We start from the raw sequence: 21,722 nt of genomic DNA, 5'->3' as shown, positions 1-21,722 counted from the left end.
CATCTCCCATACCTGAAAAGTATCCCTATGCTGGAACTCAGGCAGCTCAGGGCCTTTGTCGCGATTGCCGAAGAAGGCTATATCACCCGCGCGGCAGAACGTCTGGGCATGCAGCAACCGCCGCTGACCCGCCTGTTGCAAAGTCTTGAAGCCGAGTTGGGTGTGGTGCTGATGGAGCGCCTGCCACGAGGCGTGCGCCCGACCACTGCGGGGCTGGCCTTGCTGGAAGAGGCGCGGCATATCTTGGCCAGCGTCGATGGTGTGGCCGACATTGTGCGCCGCGCCGCCCGAGGTGAACGCGGACGCCTGGCGATTGGTTTCACCAGCTCCGCCGCCTTGCATCCGTTTGTGCCCAGCGTACTGCGCCTGTTTCGGGAAACCTTTGTCGGCGTTTCAGTGGTACTGGAAGAAGCCGGTACCGGTGAACTGCTGGACGCGTTGCTGCACGAAAAGCTCGACGCGGCGTTCATTCGCTCGCCGCTGAGCGGGACGCAGGCGTTGCAGGACCAGCCAATTCTGGTAGAGCCAATGTTGCTGGCGCTCCCTACCGATCATCCACTGGCTATCAACCCGTCGACGCCGCTGGCATTGGCGGCATTGGCCACCGAGGCGTTTGTGCTGTATCGCCGTCGGGTGGGGCTTGGGTTGTATGACGCGATTCTGGTGGCGTGTCGCGAAGCGGGTTTCAGCCCGCAAGTTGTGCAAGAGGCGCCGCGCATGACGGCGACGTTGAGCCTGGTGGCTGCGGGGCTTGGGGTTTCGATTGTGCCTGCCTCAATGCAACGGTTGCGGGGCGACGGGATTGTTTATCGCGAGCTTTCGGAGTGCCGGAGCCTGGTGGCGCCGTTGCATTTGGCAACGCGGGTGGGTGATACGTCGTCGGTATTGGAGAGGTTTCGGGAGTTGGTGGTGAGCGCCGCTTCTACTGACGTTTAGCGGATTGCCGTGTCCGCAATGAAAAACCCCCGGGGCCAAGGCCACCGGGGGTTTTCTGGTGTTACGCGACAGTTCTGGGTCTCAAGCGACCTTAGAACGGAATATCGTCATCAAAGCTGTCGAAGTCGGCTGCCGGCTGAGGAGCGGCCTGCTGTGGCGCTGGACGCGACTCACGCTGTGGCTGCTGGGTTGGCTGCGGACGGGACTGCTGCTGTGGACGCGGTGCCGAGTTGGACATGCCGCCCTGGCCCTGTTGGTCGCCCTGTGGACGGCCGCCCAGCAGTTGCATGGTGCCTTGCATGTCGACCACGATTTCAGTGGTGTAACGCTTGATGCCGTCTTTTTCCCACTCGCGGGTTTGCAGCTTGCCTTCGATGTAGACCTGCGAACCTTTGCGCAGGTATTCACCGGCGATCTCTGCAACCTTGCCGAACATCGATACACGGTGCCATTCGGTTTTCTCGACCTTCTGGCCGGTTTGCTTGTCGGTCCACTGCTCGCTGGTCGCCAGACTCAGGTTGGTCACGGCGTTACCGTTCGGCAAGTAGCGAACTTCGGGATCCTGGCCGCATGTACCGACCAATATGACTTTGTTAACCCCACGGGCCATAACGTTCTCCTAGGCTGGGCGCGCTGTCGGCACTGGGTTGACCAGTTGCTCGAGCGTCGCGCGATCCAATAATTCGGTGTCCAATTTGATGTAGATGGCGGCTTCTTCAGTAACAACCACAGCATCCGTAACCCCAACAACGGCCTTAAGGCGCTCGACCAGACCGGCTTCGCGGATCGCTTCGGGCGATAACGGCAAGCGCAGGCTCGTCACATAGGGAGGTTCGCGCATGGTAACAGCAAAGGCTAGCCAGAGGGCAGCCAGACCTGCGCATCCCAGGAACACAACCGACAAACCGCCATGCTGGAACATCCAGCCACCCATGATCCCGCCCAGTGCAGAACCGAGGAACTGGCTGGTGGAATACACGCCCATCGCCGTGCCTTTGCCGCCGGCCGGTGAAACCTTACTGATCAGCGAAGGCAGTGAAGCCTCCAGCAGGTTGAACGCGGTGAAGAACACCACCGTGCCGATCACCAGCGCCCGCAGGCTGTCGCCGAACTGCCAGAAGAATAGCTCAGTGAGCATCAATGTCGCGACGGCGCCCAGCAGAACTCGTTTCATTTTGCGTTTCTTCTCGCCATAGATGATGAACGGGATCATGGCGAAGAACGAAATCAGCAGCGCGGTCAGGTACACCCACCAGTGCTGCTCCTTGGGCAGCCCGGCTTTTTGTACCAGGGCCAGGGGCAAGGCGACGAAGCTGCACATCAGCATTGCGTGTAATACGAAGATACCCAAATCCAGGCGCAACAGGTCCGGGTGCTTGAGTGTCGGCAGCAATGCCTGCTTGGCGACGCCCGACTCACGGTGCTGCAACGGCCCCGTGGAATGCGGAACCATGAAGGCGACAATCACGATGCCGAACAGCGCCATGCCACCGGTGGCCAGGAACAGACCGTGCAAGCCGAACGCGCGGGTCAGCAGCGGGCCGACTACCATCGCCACGGCGAACGAAAGACCGATGGTCATGCCGATCATCGCCATGGCCTTGGTACGGTGTTGTTCGCGGGTCAGGTCGGAGAGCAGTGCCATGACGGCGGCGGAAATCGCGCCGGCGCCTTGCAGGACGCGTCCGGCGATCACGCCCCAGATAGAGTCGGCATTGGCCGCAAGCACACTGCCCAGGGCGAAGACGATCAAGCCGAGGTAGATCACCGGCCGGCGGCCGATGCGGTCGGAAATGACGCCGAACGGAATCTGAAACAGCGCCTGGGTCAGGCCATAGGCGCCAATCGCCAGGCCGATCAGGGCCGGGGTCGCTCCTGCGAGATCCATTCCATAGGTCGCCAGCACCGGCAACACCATAAACATGCCAAGCATACGGAATGCGAACACCAGGGCCAGACCGCTTGCTGCGCGGGTCTCGCTGCCACTCATGCGTTCGCTGTGGGGATCGTGCATGGATAAACCTCGTGTGAACCGGCGGCGATTCTACCAGTCCCATCGATTGAGAGGGTATATGCGGCGCTTTGCCGCGCAGCTTTCATGTAAGGCTGCACCCGGCACTTTGACAGTGTATATTCATCCAGTCTTTAGCCGTATACTCCTGCATTATTTACGCCCGCCGTGCGAGGCCATCTTGGACAAGATCCTGATTCGTGGGGCTCGAACCCACAACCTGAAGAACATCGACCTGACCCTGCCACGGGACAAACTGATCGTCATCACCGGCTTGTCCGGGTCCGGCAAGTCGTCCCTGGCGTTTGACACGCTGTACGCCGAAGGCCAGCGCCGCTATGTGGAATCCCTGTCGGCCTATGCCCGCCAGTTCCTGTCGATGATGGAAAAGCCCGACGTCGACACCATTGAAGGCCTGTCGCCTGCGATTTCCATCGAACAGAAATCCACCTCCCACAACCCGCGTTCCACCGTGGGCACCATCACCGAGATCTACGACTACCTGCGCCTGCTGTATGCCCGCGTGGGTATTCCCCGCTGCCCGGACCACGACATTCCCCTGGAAGCCCAGACCGTCAGCCAGATGGTCGACCTGGTGCTGGCCCAGCCGGAGGGCGCCAAGCTGATGCTGCTGGCACCGGTGATTCGCGAGCGCAAGGGTGAACACCTTTCGGTCTTTGAAGAACTGCGTGCCCAGGGTTTCGTGCGTGCCCGCATCAACGGCAAGCTCTACGAGCTGGACGAAGCGCCGAAGCTGGATAAACAGAAGAAGCACTCGATTGATGTGGTCGTCGACCGTTTCAAGGTGCGTGCCGATTTGCAGCAGCGCCTGGCGGAGTCTTTCGAGACCGCGCTGAAGCTGGCAGACGGTATCGCCCTGGTGGCGCCGATGGACGACGAACCCGGGGAAGAAATTATCTTCTCCGCGCGCTTCGCCTGCCCGATCTGCGGCCATGCCATCAGCGAGCTGGAACCGAAGCTGTTTTCCTTCAACAACCCGGCCGGCGCTTGCCCGACCTGTGATGGCCTGGGGGTTAAGCAATTCTTCGACATCAAGCGCCTGGTCAACGGTGACCTCACACTGGCGGAGGGTGCGATACGTGGCTGGGACAGGCGTAACGTCTATTACTTCCAGATGCTGGGGTCGTTGGCTTCGCACTACAAGTTCAGCCTGGAAGTGCCGTTCAACGAACTGCCCGCCGAACAGCAGAAATTCATCCTGCATGGCAGCGGTTCACAGAACGTCGACTTCAAGTATTTGAACGACCGTGGCGATATCGTCAAACGCTCGCACCCGTTCGAAGGCATCGTGCCGAACCTGGAGCGGCGCTACCGCGAGACGGAGTCCGCCAGCGTGCGCGAGGAACTGGCCAAGTTCCTCAGCACCCAGCCTTGCCCGGATTGCCGTGGCACACGCCTGCGCCGTGAGGCACGGCATGTGTGGGTTGGCGAGAAGACCCTGCCGGCAGTGACCAACCTGCCGATTGGCGATGCCTGCGAATACTTCGGCACGCTGAAACTGACGGGCCGCCGCGGGGAAATTGCCGACAAGATCCTCAAGGAGATTCGTGAACGGCTGCAGTTCCTGGTCAACGTGGGCCTGGACTACCTGTCGCTGGACCGCAGTGCCGACACGCTTTCCGGCGGTGAAGCCCAGCGGATTCGCTTGGCCAGCCAGATCGGTGCCGGCCTGGTGGGCGTGTTGTACATCCTCGATGAACCGTCGATTGGATTGCATCAACGGGACAACGACCGCTTGCTGGGCACGCTGAAGCACCTGCGGGACATCGGCAATACGGTGATCGTGGTCGAGCACGATGAAGACGCGATTCGCCTGGCCGATTATGTGGTCGATATCGGCCCGGGAGCGGGTGTTCACGGTGGGCATATTGTCGCCGAGGGCACGCCGGCTGAAGTGATGGCGCATCCTGACTCGCTGACCGGTAAGTACCTGTCGGGTCGCGTGAAGATCGCCGTGCCGGCCAAACGCACCCCGCGCAACAAGAAGATGGCACTGCACCTCAAGGGCGCGCGTGGCAACAACCTGCGCAATGTCGACCTGGAGATCCCGCTGGGCCTGCTGACCTGTGTGACCGGTGTATCCGGTTCGGGCAAATCAACGCTGATCAACAACACGCTGTTCCCGTTGAGTGCCACTGCACTGAACGGCGCGACCACCCTGGAAGCCGCCGCTCACGACAGCATCAAGGGCCTGGAACACCTGGACAAGGTGGTCGATATCGACCAAAGCCCGATTGGCCGCACACCGCGCTCCAACCCGGCGACCTACACCGGGCTGTTCACGCCGATTCGCGAGCTGTTCGCCGGCGTGCCGGAATCGCGCTCCCGTGGCTACGGGCCTGGCCGGTTCTCGTTTAACGTCAAGGGCGGCCGCTGCGAAGCGTGCCAGGGCGATGGCTTGATCAAGGTGGAGATGCACTTCCTGCCGGACATCTACGTGCCGTGCGACGTGTGCAAGAGCAAGCGCTACAACCGCGAAACCCTGGAAATCAAGTACAAGGGCAAGAGCATCCACGAAACCCTCGAGATGACGATCGAGGAAGCGCGGGTGTTCTTCGACGCGGTACCGGCCCTGGCGCGCAAGCTGCAGACACTGATGGATGTTGGCCTGTCGTACATCAAGCTGGGTCAGTCGGCGACGACGCTGTCGGGTGGCGAGGCCCAGCGGGTCAAGCTGTCTCGCGAGCTGTCCAAGCGTGATACCGGCAAGACGCTGTACATCCTCGACGAGCCGACCACAGGCCTGCACTTCGCGGATATTCAGCAATTGCTGGACGTGCTGCATCGCCTGCGTGACCACGGCAATACGGTGGTAGTGATCGAGCACAATCTGGATGTGATCAAGACCGCCGACTGGCTGGTGGACCTGGGGCCGGAAGGCGGTTCCAAAGGTGGGCAGATCATTGCGGTCGGCACACCGGAGCAAGTCTCGGAGATGAAGCAGTCTCACACCGGCTTCTACCTCAAGCCTCTGCTGGCTCGCGACAAGGACTGATTGTTCAGCCCCACGAAAAAGCCCCTGTCACCGTGTAAGTGACAGGGGCTTTTTAGTAGCTGGAGGAATCAGAACTGCGATTGCAGGTAATTCTCCAGGCCAATCAGCTTGATCAGGCCCAACTGCTTTTCCAGCCAGTAGGTGTGATCCTCTTCGGTGTCATTCAACTGCACCCGCAGGATTTCCCGCGTGACGTAGTCGTTGTGCTGCTCGCAGAGCTCAATGCCCTTGCAGAGCGCGGCACGGACCTTGTACTCAAGGCGCAAGTCGCTGGCGAGCATCTCAGGCACCGTGGTGCCGGTATCCAGGTCGTCGGGACGCATACGGGGCGTGCCTTCGAGCATCAGGATACGGCGCATCAGTGCGTCGGCGTGCTGTGCCTCTTCTTCCATTTCATGGTTGATACGCTCGTAGAGCTCGGTAAAGCCCCAGTCTTCGTACATCCGCGAGTGAATGAAATATTGGTCACGAGCTGCCAGTTCGCCCGTCAGCAACGTGTTGAGGTAATCGATTACGTCGGGGTGACCTTGCATCGCCCTACATCTCCCTGCTTGAAAGCCTGTAGTTTGAACCATGATGACCCGGAGGTCACGGGACCAACGGCAGAAAAGTGAAGATTTCCGGTGAAAAGTAGCTTAAATAACGCAAAAACCGCCCAAATGAGGGCGGTTCTGCTTATCGTTTAGAGTCAGTTAAGCGATACACCCAGTGTAGATGCGATCCCTTCTCCATAAGCCGGGTCGGCCTTGAAGAAGTACTGCAACTGGCGCTGCACCACGTCGCTGGAAACACCCGCCATTGCGCCGGCGATATTGTTGATCAGCAGGGCTTTCTGCTCATCGTTCATCAGGCGGAACAGCGCACCGGCATGGCTGTAGTAGTCGGTATCTTCGCGGTGATCGTAACGATCAGCCGCACCGCTCAGGGCCAAGGCTGGCTCGGCATACTGAGGAGCCTGCTTCGGCGCATCGGCGTAGCTGTTTGGCTCGTAATTGGGGGCCGCACCACCATTGGAGCCGAATGCCATCGAACCATCACGCTGGTAGCTGTTGACTGGGCTGCGTGGCGCATTTACCGGCAGTTGCTGGTGATTGGTACCTACGCGGTAGCGATGGGCATCGGCGTAAGCGAACACGCGCCCTTGCAGCATGCGGTCTGGCGACAGGCCAACACCCGGGACCATGTTGCTTGGACCGAAAGCCGCCTGTTCAACTTCAGCGAAGTAGTTCAGCGGGTTGCGGTTCAGTTCCAGCTCACCCACTTCGATCAGCGGGAACTCTTTCTGCGACCAGGTCTTGGTCACGTCGAACGGGTTTTCGTAGTGAGCGTTGGCCTGGGCCTCAGTCATGATCTGAATGCACACGCGCCATTTCGGGAAGTCACCACGCTCAATAGCACCGAACAGATCGCGCTGAGCGTAATCAGGGTCGGTACCGGCCAGGCGTGCAGCGTCAGCCGGCGCCAGGTTCTTGATACCTTGCTTGGTCTTGTAGTGCCACTTCACCCAGTGACGCTCGCCTTTGGCGTTAATCAAGCTGTAGGTGTGACTGCCGAAGCCGTGCATGTGACGGTAGCCGTCCGGGATACCACGGTCCGAAAACAGGATGGTGACCTGGTGCAGCGCCTCAGGGGAGTGCGACCAGAAGTCCCACATCATCTGTGCACTTTTCAGGTTGCTTTGCGGCAGGCGCTTTTGGGTGTGGATAAAGTCGGGAAACTTCAGCGGGTCGCGGATGAAGAACACCGGGGTGTTGTTACCAACGATGTCCCAGTTGCCTTCTTCGGTGTAGAACTTCAACGCGAAACCACGCGGGTCGCGCTCAGTATCAGCCGAACCACGCTCGCCACCCACCGTGGAGAAGCGCAGGAAAGTCGGAGTTTGCTTGCCCACAGAATCGAAGAGCTTGGCGCTGGTGTACTGCGTGATGTCTTGAGTGACGGTGAAGGTACCGTAAGCGCCCGAGCCTTTGGCGTGTACACGACGCTCAGGAATGTTTTCACGGTTGAAGTGAGCGAGCTTCTCGATCAGGTGAAAGTCGTCGAGCAGCAGCGGGCCGCGTGGGCCGGCGGAACGGGAATTCTGGTTATCCGCGACAGGTGCGCCGCTGGCGGTAGTAAGGGTTTTATTCTGGCTCATGCTCAATCTTCCTCAGGTCAGTCTTGGAACTGCCGGCTAATCGGCTTGGAGCGATTATTGACCAGGAAGATGACACCATCAAATTTATTAAATCATACCCACCGATAGAAATTAACTAACGATACATCCGAACGGATATCAAAAGTTGCTGCACGGGATGAACGTGTATCCGCTCGAGGTAATTCCAGTTTTCCAACGCGCACAAAAAACCGGGCACTAGGCCCGGTTCTTCGTTACAGACTGACGTCTTACTCAGCGGATACAGCTTCACCGCCAACTGGACGATCGATCAGCTCAACGTACGCCATAGGCGCGTTGTCACCAGCGCGGAAACCGCACTTGAGGATGCGCAGGTAGCCACCCTCACGGGTAGCGTAACGCTTGCCCAGGTCGTTGAAGAGCTTACCAACGATAGCTTTCGAACGAGTACGGTCGAAAGCCAGACGGCGGTTAGCCAGGCTGTCTGTCTTGGCCAAAGTAATCAGCGGCTCAGCAACGCGACGCAGTTCTTTAGCTTTCGGCAGTGTAGTTTTGATCAGCTCGTGCTCGAACAGCGACACCGCCATGTTCTGGAACATAGCCTTACGGTGCGAGCTGGTACGGCTCAGGTGACGACCACTTTTACGATGACGCATGGTTCATTCCTTACCAAACTCACGTTCGGTGATTACGACGATCAGGCAGTCGCCTTGTCGTCCTTCTTAAGACTTGCAGGCGGCCAGTTGTCGAGGCGCATGCCGAGGGACAGACCGCGGGAGGCCAGAACGTCCTTGATTTCAGTCAAGGATTTCTTGCCCAGGTTCGGAGTCTTCAACAGTTCTACTTCGGTGCGCTGAATCAGATCACCGATGTAGTAAATGTTTTCCGCCTTAAGGCAGTTAGCCGAACGTACAGTCAGTTCCAGATCGTCAACCGGGCGAAGCAGGATCGGATCGATCTCGTCTTCCTGCTCGATTACCACTGGTTCGCTGTCACCCTTGAGGTCGACGAACGCAGCCAACTGCTGTTGCAGAATGGTTGCAGCGCGGCGGATAGCCTCTTCAGGATCCAGAGTACCGTTGGTTTCCAGATCAATAACCAGCTTGTCCAGGTTAGTACGCTGTTCGACACGGGCGTTTTCCACCACGTATGCGATACGGCGAACCGGGCTGAACGAAGAGTCGAGCTGCAAGCGACCAATGCTGCGGCTTTCGTCTTCATCGCTCTGACGCGAGTCGGCCGGTTCATAACCACGACCACGAGCTACGGTGAGCTTCATGTTCAGGGCGCCGTTAGACGCCAGGTTAGCGATTACGTGATCGGGATTAACGATCTCGACATCATGATCCAGCTGAATATCGGCAGCGGTAACCACCCCCGAACCCTTCTTCGACAAGGTCAGCGTAACTTCGTCACGGCCGTGCAGCTTGATAGCCAGACCTTTAAGGTTCAACAGGATTTCAATTACGTCTTCCTGTACACCTTCGATGGCGCTGTACTCGTGGAGCACACCGTCAATCTCGGCCTCGACTACTGCACAGCCGGGCATTGAGGACAACAGGATGCGGCGCAGCGCGTTGCCCAGGGTGTGGCCAAAACCACGCTCGAGAGGCTCGAGAGTGATCTTGGCGCGGGTTGGACTGACAACCTGCACATCAATGTGACGGGGTGTCAGGAACTCATTTACCGAAATCTGCATGGATGCACCTATTTTCTAGCCCTTACTTGGAGTAGAGCTCGACAATCAGGCTTTCGTTGATGTCGGCGGACAGATCACTGCGAGCAGGAACGTTCTTGAAAACGCCCGACTTCTTCTCAGTGTCTACTTCTACCCATTCTACGCGGCCACGTTGGGCACACAGATCGAGAGCTTGGACAATGCGAAGTTGATTTTTTGCTTTCTCGCGAATCGCGACCACGTCACCAGCACGAACCTGGTACGACGGGACGTTAACGGTTTGGCCGTTTACGCTGACGGATTTGTGCGATACCAGCTGACGGGATTCGGCACGAGTCGAACCAAAGCCCATACGGTATACAACGTTGTCCAGACGGCATTCGAGCAGTTGCAGCAGGTTTTCACCGGTTGCACCTTTCTTGCCAGCAGCTTCTTTGTAGTAGCCGCTGAACTGACGCTCGAGAACGCCGTAGATACGACGGACCTTCTGCTTTTCACGCAGTTGGGTGCCGTAGTCGGACTGGCGACCGCGGCGTTGGCCGTGGATACCAGGTGCTGCTTCAATGTTGCACTTCGATTCGATCGCGCGCACGCCGCTCTTCAGAAAGAGATCGGTGCCTTCACGACGAGCGAGTTTGCATTTTGGACCAATGTAACGAGCCATTCTTTACAATCTCCTGGATTACACGCGGCGCTTCTTCGGCGGACGGCACCCGTTGTGCGGGATTGGCGTCACGTCGGTGATGCTGGCGATCTTATAGCCACAGCCGTTCAATGCACGGACAGCAGACTCACGACCTGGACCTGGACCTTTGACGTTGACGTCGAGGTTTTTCAGGCCATATTCCAGCGCAGCTTGACCAGCACGTTCAGCAGCTACTTGAGCAGCAAACGGGGTGGACTTGCGGGAACCGCGGAAACCCGAACCACCGGAGGTAGCCCAAGAAAGCGCGTTACCTTGACGGTCGGTGATGGTCACGATTGTGTTGTTAAAAGATGCATGGATGTGGGCGATGCCATCAACCACTGTCTTTTTAACTTTTTTACGAGGACGAGCAGCAGGTTTTGCCATGATTAATTTCCTGTCGATTCGCGTGGGCGATTACTTGCGGATCGGCTTACGCGGACCTTTACGGGTACGCGCGTTAGTCTTGGTACGCTGACCGCGTACTGGAAGACCACGACGATGACGCAGACCACGGTAGCAACCGAGGTCCATCAAACGCTTGATTTTCATGTTGATTTCGCGACGCAGGTCACCTTCAGTGGTGAACTTCGCCACTTCGCCACGCAACAGCTCAATCTGCTCGTCGCTCAGATCCTTGATCTTTGCGGCTGGGTTTACCCCAGTATCTGCGCAAATTTTCTGCGCAGTAGTGCGACCAACACCATAGATGTAGGTCAGCGAGATAACAGTGTGCTTGTTATCTGGAATGTTAACGCCTGCAATACGGGCCATTCAGTGGGACTCCAATTGACAGCTACCTACGCCCCGGAAGCCAAGAAATAGGGCGCGAGATAATATCGCTGTAATAACAAATAATCAACCCGGCAGCGCACTAGCTGCCGGGCTTCAAGCGGATCACACTCAGCCTTGGCGCTGTTTGTGACGCGGTTCCGCGCTGCAAATTACTCGAACAACACCTTCGCGGCGAATAATCTTGCAGTTACGGCACAGCTTTTTCACCGATGCACGAACTTTCATCACCAACTCCTCGAACCTTATGGGTACTCAGCGCAACATGCCGCTGCCGTAACCCTTCAGGTTGGCTTTCTTCATCAGGGATTCGTACTGGTGCGAAACGAGGTGCGATTGTACTTGGGACATGAAGTCCATCACAACCACGACGACGATCAGCAACGAGGTCCCGCCAAGGTAGAACGGAACGTTTGCTGCAACCACCAGGAACTGGGGCAACAGGCAGACGGCCGTCATATATAGAGCACCGAACATGGTCAAGCGAGTCAGAACGCCATCAATGTAGCGCGCAGACTGCTCACCTGGACGAATACCCGGAATAAAGGCACCGGACTTCTTCAGGTTTTCCGCTACGTCTTTCGGATTGAACATCAACGCCGTATAGAAGAAGCAGAAGAAAATAATCCCTGCACTAAACAGCAGAATATTCAACGGCTGACCAGGAGCGATCGACTGCGAGATGTCCTGCAACCAGCCCATACCTTCAGACTGACCGAACCAGGCACCCAACGAAGCCGGAAACAGCAAAATGCTGCTCGCGAAAATGGCAGGAATAACCCCGGCCATGTTCACTTTCAGCGGCAGGTGGCTGGTCTGCGCGGCAAAGACCTTGCGGCCCTGCTGACGCTTGGCGTAGTGAACAGCAATACGACGCTGGCCACGCTCAATGAACACCACAAAACCGATAATCGCTACTGCCAACAAACCGATGGCAACCAGGGCGAAGATATTGATATCACCCTGACGTGCAGACTCGAAAGACTGCCCAATCGCTCTCGGAAGACCGGCAACGATACCTGCGAAAATCAACATCGAGATACCGTTACCAACACCACGCTCAGTAATCTGCTCACCCAGCCACATCATGAACATCGCACCAGCCACAAATGTGGATACCGCGACGAAATGGAAGCCAAAGTCACCAGTGAACGCAACACCCTGCCCGGCCAAGCCAACGGACATGCCGATAGCCTGAACCAGGGCGAGGATGACAGTGCCGTAGCGGGTGTACTGGCTTATCTTGCGACGGCCAGCTTCACCTTCCTTCTTCAACTGCTCCAACTGCGGACTGACGGCGGTCATCAGTTGCATGATGATCGATGCCGAGATGTACGGCATGATCCCCAGTGCAAAGATGCTCATCCGTTCCAGCGCGCCGCCGGAAAACATGTTGAACAAGCTAAGAATGGTCCCCTCATTCTGTCGAAACAGGTCTGCGAGTCGGTCCGGGTTGATACCTGGAACCGGGATGTGTGCGCCTATTCGGTAGACGATAATCGCCAGGAACAGAAAACGCAGACGAGCCCAAAGTTCAGACATACCGCCTTTGCCGAGCGCTGAGAGAGCACCTTGCTTAGCCATTTATTCCTCGAACTTGCCGCCAGCTGCTTCGATAGCCGAACGCGCACCTTTGGTGGCGCCGATTCCCTTGCCGATAGTGACAGCGCGAGTCACTTCACCGGACAGCATGATTTTCACACGCTGTACGTTGACGTTGATCACGTTGGCATCTTTCAGGGTCTGCACGGTAACGATGTCGCCTTCCACTTTGGCCAGCTCGGACAGACGCACTTCTGCGCGGTCCATGGCTTTCAGGGAAACGAAACCGAACTTCGGCAGGCGACGATGCAGCGGCTGTTGACCGCCTTCAAAGCCTGGAGCGATGGTGCCACCGGAGCGGGAGGACTGACCTTTGTGGCCACGGCCACCGGTCTTGCCCAAACCACTACCGATACCACGGCCCGGACGATGCTTTTCGCGACGGGAACCCGGCGCTGGACTCAGATCATTGAGTTTCATCGAATTAACCCTCGACACGCAGCATGTAGTAAGCCTTGTTGATCATCCCGCGATTCTCGGGAGTATCAAGTACTTCTACAGTGTGACCGATGCGACGCAGACCCAAACCCTTAACGCACAATTTGTGGTTAGGGATGCGGCCGGTCATGCTTTTGATCAGCGTTACTTTAACGGTAGCCATGATCAGAAGATCTCCTTGACGCTTTTGCCACGCTTGGCGGCAATGGATTCAGGAGACTGCATTGCTTTCAAACCCTTGAAAGTGGCGTGAACCACGTTTACCGGGTTAGTCGAGCCGTAGCACTTGGCCAGAACGTTCTGAACGCCAGCAACTTCGAGGACAGCACGCATAGCGCCGCCAGCGATGATACCGGTACCTTCAGAGGCAGGCTGCATGTACACCTTCGAAGCGCCGTGAGCGGACTTCATTGCGTACTGCAGAGTGGTGCCGTTCAGATCAACTTGGATCATGTTGCGACGAGCAGCTTCCATTGCCTTCTGGATCGCAGCAGGCACTTCACGTGACTTGCCACGGCCGAAGCCAACGCGCCCTTTACCATCACCTACCACGGTCAACGCGGTGAAAGTGAAGATACGGCCGCCTTTAACGGTTTTGGCTACGCGGTTAACTTGAACCAGCTTCTCAATGTAGCCTTCGTCGCGCTTTTGGTCGTTATTTGACATAACTTAGAACTCCAGCCCAGCTTCACGAGCAGCATCAGCCAGCGCTTTCACGCGGCCGTGGTACTTGAAGCCAGAGCGGTCGAAAGCCACTTGCGAGACGCCGGCGGCCTTAGCACGCGTAGCGACCAGCTGGCCAACCTTAGTGGCCGCGTCGATGTTGCCAGTGGCACCATCACGCAGTTCTTTATCCAAAGTCGAGGCGCTTGCCAGGACTTTGTTGCCGTCGGCCGAGATGACCTGGGCGTAGATGTGCTGCGACGAGCGGAACACGCAGAGACGCACGACTTCGAGTTCGTGCATTTTCAGGCGTGCTTTGCGAGCGCGACGCAGTCGAGTAACTTTTTTGTCGGTCATTTGCTATGCCCTACTTCTTCTTGGCTTCTTTACGACGGACGACTTCGTCCGCGTAGCGCACACCTTTGCCTTTGTACGGCTCTGGTGGACGGAAGTCGCGGATCTCAGCGGCCACCTGACCTACCAGCTGCTTATCAATACCCTTGATCAGGATATCGGTTTGGCTAGGGGTCTCAGCGGTGATGCCTTCCGGCAGTTCGTAATCCACTGGGTGCGAGAAGCCAAGGGCCAGGTTCAGAACCGTGCCTTTTGCTTGCGCTTTGTAACCAACACCGACCAGCTGGAGCTTGCGCTCGAAGCCTTGGCTTACGCCTTGGACCATGTTGTTTACCAACGCACGAGTGGTACCGGCCATTGCGCGAGTTTGTTGATCGCCATTGCGAGCAGCGAAACGCAGCTCACCAGCTTCTTCAACGATCTCAACGGACGAATGGATGTTCAGTTCCAGAGTGCCCTTGGCACCCTTCACCGAAAGCTGTTGGCCTGCGAATTTTACTTCGACACCGGCTGGCAGCTTAACGGGGTTCTTAGCGACGCGTGACATGCTTATCCCCCCTTAGAACACAGTGCAAAGAACTTCGCCGCCGACACCGGCAGCGCGCGCAGCACGATCCGTCATCACACCTTTGTTGGTGGAGACGATAGACACACCGAGACCGCCACGAACTTTTGGCAGATCATCAACGGACTTGTACTGACGCAGGCCTGGACGGCTAACGCGCTTCACTTCTTCGATGACCGGACGGCCTTCGAAGTACTTCAGCTCGATGGACAGCAGTGGTTTGATTTCGCTGCTGATCTGATAACCCGCAATGTAGCCTTCGTCTTTCAGGACTTTGGCAACAGCAACCTTCAACGTGGAAGATGGCATGCTTACGACGGACTTTTCAGCCATCTGGGCATTACGGATACGAGTTAGCATGTCCGCTAACGGGTCCTGCATACTCATGGCTAGACGCTCCTAATACAAAAAAATTAGCCTTGCGGCCATTACGTGTCGCCGAGAATCTCCGAGCACAAAACACACGGGCTCAGGCGAGCCGCGTATTTTAGACACACTCCGGAAATGAAACAAGCCCCAAAAGGGGCTTGTTCCAGATTCTAGGCCACCGGTGGTCAGTATCTTGCGATCCTGGCCACCGAGACTTCGAACGTACTTACCAGCTGGCTTTAACCAGACCTGGTACGTCACCACGCATTGCCGCTTCACGCAGTTTGTTACGGCCGAGGCCGAACTTGCGGTAAACGCCGTGTGGACGACCGGTCAGGCGGCAGCGGTTACGCATGCGCGAAGCGCTTGCGTCACGTGGCTGCTTCTGCAGAGCAACTGTAGCTTCCCAACGCGCTTCTGGACTTGCGTTCAGATCAACGATGATTGCTTTCAGTGCTGCACGCTTCTTGGCGTACTTGGCAACCGTGAGCTGACGCTTCAGCTCGCGGTTTTTCATGCTCATCTTGGCCATGGTCCTACTCCAATCAGTTGCGGAACGGGAATTTGAACGCACGCAGCAGAGCGCGGCCTTCATCATCGTTCTTGGCAGTGGTGGTCAGGGTGATGTCCAGACCGCGGAGAGCATCGATCTTGTCGTAGTCGATTTCCGGGAAGATGATCTGCTCTTTAACGCCCATGCTGTAGTTACCACGACCATCGAAGGACTTGGCATTCAGGCCGCGGAAGTCGCGGACCCGAGGCAGGGAGATCGACAGCAGACGATCCAGGAATTCGTACATACGCTCACGGCGCAGAGTCACTTTGACGCCGATCGGCCATCCTTCACGGACTTTAAAGCCAGCGATGGATTTACGAGCGTAGGTCACAACGACTTTTTGGCCGGTGATCTTTTCCAGGTCAGCAACAGCGTGCTCGATGACTTTTTTGTCGCCGATAGCTTCGCCCAGACCCATGTTCAGGGTGATTTTGGTAACGCGCGGAACTTCCATCACGTTCGAAAGCTTAAGTTCTTCCTTAAGTTTCGGTGCGATTTCCTTCCGGTAAATCTCTTTTAGTCGTGCCATGGTCTTCTACCTAGCAGTGTTCAAGCATCAACCGCTTTTTGGGTCGACTTGAAGACACGAATTTTCTTACCGTCTTCTACTTTGAAACCAACGCGGTCAGCCTTGTTGGTTTCGCCGTTGAAGATGGCGACGTTAGAAGCGTGCAGTGGCGCTTCTTTCTCGACGATACCGCCTTGTACGCCCGACATCGGGTTAGGCTTGGTATGACGCTTGACCAGGTTCAGACCACCAACGACCAGACGGTCATCAGCAAGAACCTTCAGCACCTTACCGCGCTTACCTTTGTCTTTGCCGGCGATCACGATGATCTCGTCGTCACGACGAATCTTTTGCATGTCGGATCTCCTTACAGCACTTCTGGGGCGAGCGAGACGATCTTCATGAACTTCTCAGTACGAAGTTCACGGGTCACTGGCCCAAAGATACGGGTGCCGATCGGCTCTTGCTTGTTGTTCAGAAGAACAGCAGCGTTGCCATCAAAGCGGATAATGGAGCCATCTGCACGGCGTACGCCGTGACGAGTGCGGACTACAACAGCAGTCATCACTTGGCCTTTTTTCACTTTACCGCGAGGAATTGCTTCCTTCACGGTAACTTTGATGATGTCACCGATACCAGCGTAACGACGATGGGAGCCACCCAGCACCTTGATGCACATAACGCGGCGTGCGCCGCTGTTATCGGCCACATCGAGCATGGATTGAGTCTGAATCATATAATTTCTCCGACCCCTAGTCCTTAGACTTCCACAGCGCGTTCGAGAACATCAACCAGGGCCCAAGACTTGGTCTTGGCCAACGGACGAGTTTCACGAATAGTGACTTTGTCGCCGATGTGGCACTGGTTGGTTTCGTCGTGCGCGTGCAGCTTAGTCGAACGCTTAACGTATTTACCGTAGATCGGGTGCTTAACGCGACGCTCGATCAAAACGGTGATGGTTTTGTCCATCTTGTCGCTGACAACACGGCCAGTCAGCGTACGGACAGTCTTTTCGGCTTCAGCCATGATCACTTACCTGCCTGCTGGTTGAGCACAGTCTTCACGCGAGCAATGTCACGCTTAACTTGCGAGAGCAGATGAGACTGCCCCAACTGGCCAGTTGCTTTCTGCATACGCAGATTGAACTGGTCGCGCAGCAGGCCGAGCAGTTGCTCGTTCAGCTGCTGTGCGGATTTTTCACGAAGTTCATTCGCTTTCATCACATCACCGTCCGTTTAACAAAGGAGGTGGCGAGCGGCAGCTTTGCAGCAGCCAGGGCGAAAGCCTCACGCGCCAGCTCTTCAGTAACACCCTCGATTTCATACAGGACTTTGCCTGGCTGAATCTGGGCAACCCAATATTCCACGTTACCCTTACCTTTACCCATCCGAACTTCGAGGGGCTTTTTGGAGATAGGCTTGTCCGGGAATACACGGATCCAGATCTTGCCGCCACGTTTAACGTGACGGGTCAGTGCACGACGCGCTGACTCGATCTGACGAGCGGTGAGACGACCACGAGCTACAGACTTCAGCGCATATTCGCCGAAGCTGACTTTGCTACCGCGCTGAGCCAGACCACGGTTGTGGCCTGTCATCTGCTTGCGGAACTTCGTACGCTTTGGTTGCAACATTTGGCGTACCCCTTACTTAGCAGCTTTTTTACGAGGCGCTGGTGCTTGTGGTTTCAGTTCTTCTTGGCGACCACCAATTACTTCGCCTTTGAAGATCCAAACCTTTACACCGATCACACCGTAGGTGGTGTGAGCTTCGTAGTTGGCATAGTCGATGTCGGCACGCAGGGTGTGCAGTGGCACACGACCTTCGCGATACCATTCAGTACGTGCGATTTCAGCACCGCCGAGACGACCGCTCACTTGGATTTTGATGCCTTTGGCACCAATGCGCATGGCGTTCTGTACTGCGCGCTTCATAGCGCGACGGAACATTACGCGACGCTCCAGCTGCTGAGCTACGCTCTGCGCAACCAGCATACCGTCGAGCTCCGGCTTGCGGATCTCTTCGATATTGATGTGCACAGGCACACCCATTTGCTTGGTCAGGTCCTGACGCAGTTTCTCAACATCTTCACCTTTCTTCCCGATAACGATACCTGGACGAGCGGTGTGGATGGTGATACGTGCAGTTTGAGCAGGACGATGGATATCGATACGGCTCACGGACGCGCTTTTTAGTTTGTCTTGGAGATACTCACGCACCTTCAGATCAGCGAACAAGTAGTCCGCATAAGTCCGACCGTCTGCGTACCAGACGGAGGTGTGCTCCTTGACGATTCCCAGGCGAATGCCAATGGGATGTACTTTCTGACCCATCTCTTCGACTCCGTTACTTGTCAGCAACCTTGACAGTGATATGGCAAGACCGCTTGACGATGCGATCAGCTCGGCCTTTGGCACGAGGCATGATGCGCTTCAGCGAACGCCCTTCGTTGACGAAAACGGTGCTGACCTTCAGGTCATCAACGTCTGCGCCTTCGTTGTGCTCGGCGTTGGCTACGGCCGACTCCAGCACTTTCTTGATGATCTCGGCGGCTTTCTTACTGCTGAAAGCCAACAGGTTGAGCGCTTCGCCCACCTTCTTCCCGCGGATCTGGTCGGCGACCAAGCGGGCTTTCTGGGCGGAGATTCGAGCGCCCGACAACTTAGCGGCTACTTCCATCGTTCCTTACCCCTTAACGCTTGGCTTTCTTGTCTGCCACGTGCCCACGATATGTGCGGGTACCGGCAAACTCGCCTAGTTTGTGGCCGACCATGTCTTCGTTCACGAGAACTGGAACATGTTGACGACCGTTATGCACTGCAATGGTCAGACCGACCATTTGTGGCAGGATCATCGAACGACGCGACCAGGTTTTCACCGGTTTGCGATCGTTCTTTTCCGCCGCCACTTCGATCTTCTTCAGTAGGTGAAGATCAATAAAAGGACCTTTTTTCAGAGAACGTGGCACTGTCGTATCCCTCTATTTACTTGCGACGACGGACGATCATTTTGTCGGTACGCTTATTACCACGAGTCTTCGCGCCCTTAGTCGGGAAGCCCCATGGCGATACCGGATGACGACCACCAGAGGTACGACCTTCACCACCACCGTGTGGGTGGTCAACCGGGTTCATGGCAACACCACGAACGGTTGGGCGAACGCCACGCCAGCGTTTGGCACCAGCTTTACCCAGCGAACGCAGGCTGTGCTCGGAGTTCGAGACTTCGCCCAGGGTCGCACGGCATTCAGCCAATACTTTACGCATTTCACCAGAGCGCAGACGCAGGGTCACGTAGACACCTTCACGAGCGATCAGCTGAGCCGAAGCACCAGCGGAACGAGCGATTTGCGCGCCTTTACCCGGCTTCAATTCGATGCCGTGTACGGTGCTACCAACTGGAATGTTGCGCAGTTGCAGAGCGTTGCCCGGCTTGATCGGTGCCAAAGCACCTGCGATCAGCTGGTCACCAGCACTCACGCCTTTAGGGGCGATGATGTAGCGACGCTCGCCATCTGCGTACAGCAGCAGAGCGATGTGAGCAGTACGGTTTGGATCGTATTCGATACGCTCGACAGTGGCAGCGATGCCATCTTTGTCGTTGCGACGGAAGTCGACCAGACGATAATGCTGCTTATGGCCACCACCGATGTGACGAGTGGTAATACGACCATTGTTGTTACGACCACCAGTCTTCGATTTCTTCTCGAGCAGCGGTGCGTGAGGAGCGCCTTTATGCAGCTCCTGGTTGACCACCTTGACCACAAAACGGCGGCCAGGGGAAGTCGGTTTGCATTTAACGATTGCCATGATGCACCCCTTCCTTACTCAGCACTGCTGCTGAAATCGAGATCTTGGCCTGGCTGAAGGGAGATAACTGCCTTCTTCCAGTCATTACGCTTGCCCAGACCGCGAGCAGTGCGCTTGCTCTTACCCAGAACATTCAGGGTAGTAACACGCTCTACTTTCACGCTGAACAGGCTTTCGACGGCCTTCTTGATTTCCAGCTTGGTTGCGTCAGTTGCAACCTTGAAAACGAACTGGCCTTTCTTGTCAGCCAGAACCGTAGCCTTTTCGGAAACGTGCGGGCCAAGCAGAACTTTAAATACGCGTTCCTGGTTCATCCCAGCAGCTCCTCGAATTTCTTCACGGCCGACACGGTGATCAACACCTTGTCGTATGCGATCAGACTAACTGGATCGGAACCTTGCACGTCACGTACATCAACGTGTGGCAGGTTGCGAGCAGCCAGGTACAGGTTCTGATCAACAGCTTCAGACACGATCAGGACGTCAGTCAGGCCCATGCCGTTCAGCTTGTTCAGCAGATCTTTGGTTTTCGGCGCTTCAACAGCGAAGTCCTGAACCACGACCAGACGATCAGTACGCACGAGTTCAGCAAGGATGGAGCGCAGTGCTGCGCGATACATCTTCTTGTTGAGCTTCTGGGTGTGATCCTGTGGACGTGCTGCGAAAGTGGTACCGCCGCCACGCCAGATTGGGCTACGGATAGTACCGGCACGAGCGCGGCCAGTACCTTTCTGACGCCAAGGGCGCTTACCGCCACCACGAACGTCGGAACGGGTCTTTTGCTGCTTGCTACCTTGACGGCCGCCGGCCATGTAGGCCACGACTGCTTGGTGAACCAGCGTCTCGTTGAATTCGCCGCCAAATGTCAGTTCGGAAACTTCGATCGCTTGAGCGTCATTTACGTTTAATTGCATGTCAGCTTCCCCTTAACCGCGAGCCTTGGCCGCTGGACGTACAACCAGGTTGCCGCCAGTAGCGCCAGGAACAGCACCCTTGACCAACAACAGATTGCGTTCAGCGTCGACGCGCACTACTTCGAGGGACTGCACGGTCACGCGCTCAGCGCCCATATGACCGGACATTTTTTTGCCCTTGAATACACGACCAGGAGTCTGGCACTGGCCAATAGAGCCCGGGACGCGGTGGGAAACGGAGTTACCGTGAGTGTTGTCTTGGCCACGGAAATTCCAACGCTTGATCGTACCCTGGAAGCCTTTACCCTTGGACTGACCGGTTACATCAACCAGTTGACCAGCGGCGAAGATTTCAGCGTTGATCAGATCGCCAGCCTGGTAGTCGCCGTCTTCAAGACGGAACTCCATGACAGTACGACCAGCTGCAACGTTTGCTTTAGCGAAGTGACCTGCTTGAGCAGCAGTCACACGCGAAGCACGACGCTCGCCGACAGTGACTTGCACTGCACGATAGCCATCGGTTTCTTCAGTTTTAAACTGGGTGACGCGATTCGGTTCGATCTCAATGACCGTGACCGGAATGGAGACACCTTCTTCGGTGAAAATACGGGTCATACCGCATTTACGACCGACTACACCAATAGTCATGTTGTAAACCTCATGAGTGTACGGGGCTTTCACCCGCTATGGCCGCCCATTTCAGAGCGTTACA

Annotated in this window: 33 protein-coding genes; 2 read left to right on the top strand and 31 right to left on the bottom strand. The window is 56.6% G+C overall.

Translation table 11 applies throughout. The features are described 5' to 3' along the window. Window positions 1–27: 27 nt before the first annotated feature. Complete coding sequence (locus HX821_RS14430) at window positions 28–936, top strand: LysR family transcriptional regulator (protein ID WP_177035936.1); 909 nt, start codon at window positions 28–30, stop codon at window positions 934–936. A gap of 91 nt (window positions 937–1,027) precedes the next feature. Here the strand turns inward: HX821_RS14430 and HX821_RS14425 are convergent, their stop codons facing one another. Together HX821_RS14425 and HX821_RS14420 are read right to left on the bottom strand one after the other, a co-directional pair. Beyond that, complete coding sequence (locus tag HX821_RS14425; RefSeq protein WP_003210042.1) at window positions 1,028–1,546, bottom strand: single-stranded DNA-binding protein; 519 nt, start codon at window positions 1,544–1,546, stop codon at window positions 1,028–1,030. A 9-nt stretch (window positions 1,547–1,555) separates the two neighbouring features. Continuing rightward, entirely contained in the window at window positions 1,556–2,950 is a 1,395-nt protein-coding gene (locus HX821_RS14420; RefSeq protein ID WP_003210044.1) for an MFS transporter, read from the bottom strand. Between the two features lie 178 nt (window positions 2,951–3,128). On the opposite strand from HX821_RS14420, the gene uvrA reads away from it, so the two are divergent. After that, complete coding sequence (uvrA, locus tag HX821_RS14415; protein WP_003210046.1) at window positions 3,129–5,963, top strand: excinuclease ABC subunit UvrA; 2,835 nt, start codon at window positions 3,129–3,131, stop codon at window positions 5,961–5,963. 68 nt (window positions 5,964–6,031) lie between these two features. Here uvrA and bfr read toward each other — a convergent pair whose 3' ends face one another. The 29 genes from bfr to rplC form a co-directional block, all read right to left on the bottom strand. Beyond that, entirely contained in the window at window positions 6,032–6,496 is a 465-nt protein-coding gene (gene bfr / locus HX821_RS14410) for a bacterioferritin (RefSeq protein WP_003210048.1), read from the bottom strand. A gap of 155 nt (window positions 6,497–6,651) precedes the next feature. Further along, window positions 6,652–8,100 (bottom strand): catalase, encoded by a 1,449-nt coding sequence (locus HX821_RS14405; RefSeq protein ID WP_177035935.1) that lies wholly within the window; start codon window positions 8,098–8,100, stop codon window positions 6,652–6,654. A gap of 248 nt (window positions 8,101–8,348) precedes the next feature. Then, window positions 8,349–8,735, bottom strand: coding sequence for a 50S ribosomal protein L17 (rplQ, locus tag HX821_RS14400; protein WP_003210053.1), 387 nt, complete (start codon window positions 8,733–8,735; stop codon window positions 8,349–8,351). Between the two features lie 41 nt (window positions 8,736–8,776). Then, window positions 8,777–9,778, bottom strand: coding sequence for a DNA-directed RNA polymerase subunit alpha (gene rpoA, locus HX821_RS14395; RefSeq protein ID WP_003176403.1), 1,002 nt, complete (start codon window positions 9,776–9,778; stop codon window positions 8,777–8,779). 22 nt (window positions 9,779–9,800) lie between these two features. Then, complete coding sequence (gene rpsD / locus HX821_RS14390; RefSeq protein WP_003210056.1) at window positions 9,801–10,421, bottom strand: 30S ribosomal protein S4; 621 nt, start codon at window positions 10,419–10,421, stop codon at window positions 9,801–9,803. Between the two features lie 18 nt (window positions 10,422–10,439). Next, window positions 10,440–10,829 carry a 30S ribosomal protein S11 gene (gene rpsK, locus HX821_RS14385; RefSeq protein WP_002555466.1) on the bottom strand — a complete coding sequence of 130 codons (390 nt, stop codon included), beginning with the start codon at window positions 10,827–10,829 and terminating at the stop codon, window positions 10,440–10,442. 30 nt (window positions 10,830–10,859) lie between these two features. Then, the gene (gene rpsM, locus HX821_RS14380) at window positions 10,860–11,216 is read right to left on the bottom strand and encodes a 30S ribosomal protein S13 (protein ID WP_003210063.1); all 357 of its coding nucleotides are present in this window, start codon (window positions 11,214–11,216) and stop codon (window positions 10,860–10,862) included. Window positions 11,217–11,345: 129 nt separating this feature from the next. Continuing rightward, complete coding sequence (rpmJ, locus tag HX821_RS14375; RefSeq protein WP_002555468.1) at window positions 11,346–11,462, bottom strand: 50S ribosomal protein L36; 117 nt, start codon at window positions 11,460–11,462, stop codon at window positions 11,346–11,348. A gap of 27 nt (window positions 11,463–11,489) precedes the next feature. Then, window positions 11,490–12,818, bottom strand: a complete 1,329-nt coding sequence (secY, locus tag HX821_RS14370) for a preprotein translocase subunit SecY (protein WP_003210064.1) — start codon at window positions 12,816–12,818, stop codon at window positions 11,490–11,492. Beyond that, a complete protein-coding gene (gene rplO, locus HX821_RS14365; protein WP_003210066.1) occupies window positions 12,819–13,256 on the bottom strand; it encodes a 50S ribosomal protein L15 in 438 nt (145 codons plus the stop codon). Window positions 13,257–13,260: 4 nt separating this feature from the next. Continuing rightward, window positions 13,261–13,437, bottom strand: a complete 177-nt coding sequence (gene rpmD, locus HX821_RS14360; RefSeq protein WP_003186033.1) for a 50S ribosomal protein L30 — start codon at window positions 13,435–13,437, stop codon at window positions 13,261–13,263. Between the two features lie 2 nt (window positions 13,438–13,439). Continuing rightward, window positions 13,440–13,940: a 30S ribosomal protein S5 gene (rpsE, locus tag HX821_RS14355; protein WP_003186035.1), complete on the bottom strand. Its 501-nt coding sequence runs from the start codon at window positions 13,938–13,940 to the stop codon at window positions 13,440–13,442. Window positions 13,941–13,943: 3 nt separating this feature from the next. Continuing rightward, the gene (rplR, locus tag HX821_RS14350; protein ID WP_003186037.1) at window positions 13,944–14,294 is read right to left on the bottom strand and encodes a 50S ribosomal protein L18; all 351 of its coding nucleotides are present in this window, start codon (window positions 14,292–14,294) and stop codon (window positions 13,944–13,946) included. 10 nt (window positions 14,295–14,304) lie between these two features. Further along, the gene (rplF, locus tag HX821_RS14345; protein ID WP_003176412.1) at window positions 14,305–14,838 is read right to left on the bottom strand and encodes a 50S ribosomal protein L6; all 534 of its coding nucleotides are present in this window, start codon (window positions 14,836–14,838) and stop codon (window positions 14,305–14,307) included. Between the two features lie 12 nt (window positions 14,839–14,850). After that, window positions 14,851–15,243, bottom strand: a complete 393-nt coding sequence (gene rpsH / locus HX821_RS14340; protein ID WP_003186040.1) for a 30S ribosomal protein S8 — start codon at window positions 15,241–15,243, stop codon at window positions 14,851–14,853. 208 nt (window positions 15,244–15,451) lie between these two features. Then, window positions 15,452–15,757, bottom strand: a complete 306-nt coding sequence (rpsN, locus tag HX821_RS14335) for a 30S ribosomal protein S14 (protein WP_003176414.1) — start codon at window positions 15,755–15,757, stop codon at window positions 15,452–15,454. A gap of 13 nt (window positions 15,758–15,770) precedes the next feature. Further along, the gene (gene rplE / locus HX821_RS14330) at window positions 15,771–16,310 is read right to left on the bottom strand and encodes a 50S ribosomal protein L5 (protein WP_003210069.1); all 540 of its coding nucleotides are present in this window, start codon (window positions 16,308–16,310) and stop codon (window positions 15,771–15,773) included. A 20-nt stretch (window positions 16,311–16,330) separates the two neighbouring features. Next, window positions 16,331–16,645, bottom strand: a complete 315-nt coding sequence (rplX, locus tag HX821_RS14325; RefSeq protein ID WP_007896770.1) for a 50S ribosomal protein L24 — start codon at window positions 16,643–16,645, stop codon at window positions 16,331–16,333. An 11-nt stretch (window positions 16,646–16,656) separates the two neighbouring features. Beyond that, window positions 16,657–17,025: a 50S ribosomal protein L14 gene (gene rplN, locus HX821_RS14320; protein ID WP_002555479.1), complete on the bottom strand. Its 369-nt coding sequence runs from the start codon at window positions 17,023–17,025 to the stop codon at window positions 16,657–16,659. Window positions 17,026–17,048: 23 nt separating this feature from the next. Continuing rightward, window positions 17,049–17,315: a 30S ribosomal protein S17 gene (gene rpsQ, locus HX821_RS14315; protein WP_003176419.1), complete on the bottom strand. Its 267-nt coding sequence runs from the start codon at window positions 17,313–17,315 to the stop codon at window positions 17,049–17,051. Window positions 17,316–17,317: 2 nt separating this feature from the next. Continuing rightward, window positions 17,318–17,509, bottom strand: coding sequence for a 50S ribosomal protein L29 (gene rpmC, locus HX821_RS14310; protein ID WP_002555481.1), 192 nt, complete (start codon window positions 17,507–17,509; stop codon window positions 17,318–17,320). Continuing rightward, on the bottom strand, window positions 17,509–17,922 hold the full coding sequence (gene rplP / locus HX821_RS14305; RefSeq protein ID WP_003210075.1) for a 50S ribosomal protein L16: 414 nt from the start codon (window positions 17,920–17,922) through the stop codon (window positions 17,509–17,511). Before rplP ends, rpmC begins: the two co-directional genes overlap by 1 nt. A gap of 12 nt (window positions 17,923–17,934) precedes the next feature. Beyond that, a complete protein-coding gene (rpsC, locus tag HX821_RS14300) occupies window positions 17,935–18,621 on the bottom strand; it encodes a 30S ribosomal protein S3 (RefSeq protein ID WP_003176422.1) in 687 nt (228 codons plus the stop codon). Window positions 18,622–18,634: 13 nt separating this feature from the next. After that, window positions 18,635–18,967 (bottom strand): 50S ribosomal protein L22, encoded by a 333-nt coding sequence (gene rplV / locus HX821_RS14295; protein WP_003210077.1) that lies wholly within the window; start codon window positions 18,965–18,967, stop codon window positions 18,635–18,637. A gap of 13 nt (window positions 18,968–18,980) precedes the next feature. Then, window positions 18,981–19,256 carry a 30S ribosomal protein S19 gene (gene rpsS / locus HX821_RS14290; protein ID WP_002555486.1) on the bottom strand — a complete coding sequence of 92 codons (276 nt, stop codon included), beginning with the start codon at window positions 19,254–19,256 and terminating at the stop codon, window positions 18,981–18,983. Between the two features lie 16 nt (window positions 19,257–19,272). After that, window positions 19,273–20,097 (bottom strand): 50S ribosomal protein L2, encoded by an 825-nt coding sequence (gene rplB, locus HX821_RS14285; RefSeq protein ID WP_003210080.1) that lies wholly within the window; start codon window positions 20,095–20,097, stop codon window positions 19,273–19,275. Between the two features lie 14 nt (window positions 20,098–20,111). Further along, window positions 20,112–20,411 carry a 50S ribosomal protein L23 gene (gene rplW / locus HX821_RS14280; RefSeq protein WP_002555488.1) on the bottom strand — a complete coding sequence of 100 codons (300 nt, stop codon included), beginning with the start codon at window positions 20,409–20,411 and terminating at the stop codon, window positions 20,112–20,114. Then, window positions 20,408–21,010, bottom strand: coding sequence for a 50S ribosomal protein L4 (gene rplD / locus HX821_RS14275; RefSeq protein WP_003210082.1), 603 nt, complete (start codon window positions 21,008–21,010; stop codon window positions 20,408–20,410). The genes rplW and rplD overlap by 4 nt, the downstream gene beginning before the upstream one ends. Window positions 21,011–21,022: 12 nt before the next feature. Further along, window positions 21,023–21,658, bottom strand: a complete 636-nt coding sequence (gene rplC, locus HX821_RS14270; protein WP_003194649.1) for a 50S ribosomal protein L3 — start codon at window positions 21,656–21,658, stop codon at window positions 21,023–21,025. Between the last annotated feature and the right edge of the window lie 64 nt (window positions 21,659–21,722).

This window comes from Pseudomonas sp. B6001, from assembly GCF_013386015.1.
Classification (GTDB): domain Bacteria; phylum Pseudomonadota; class Gammaproteobacteria; order Pseudomonadales; family Pseudomonadaceae; genus Aquipseudomonas.
Note: the sequence above shows the minus strand (reverse complement) of the source record. Positions and strands in the feature narration are given on the sequence as shown.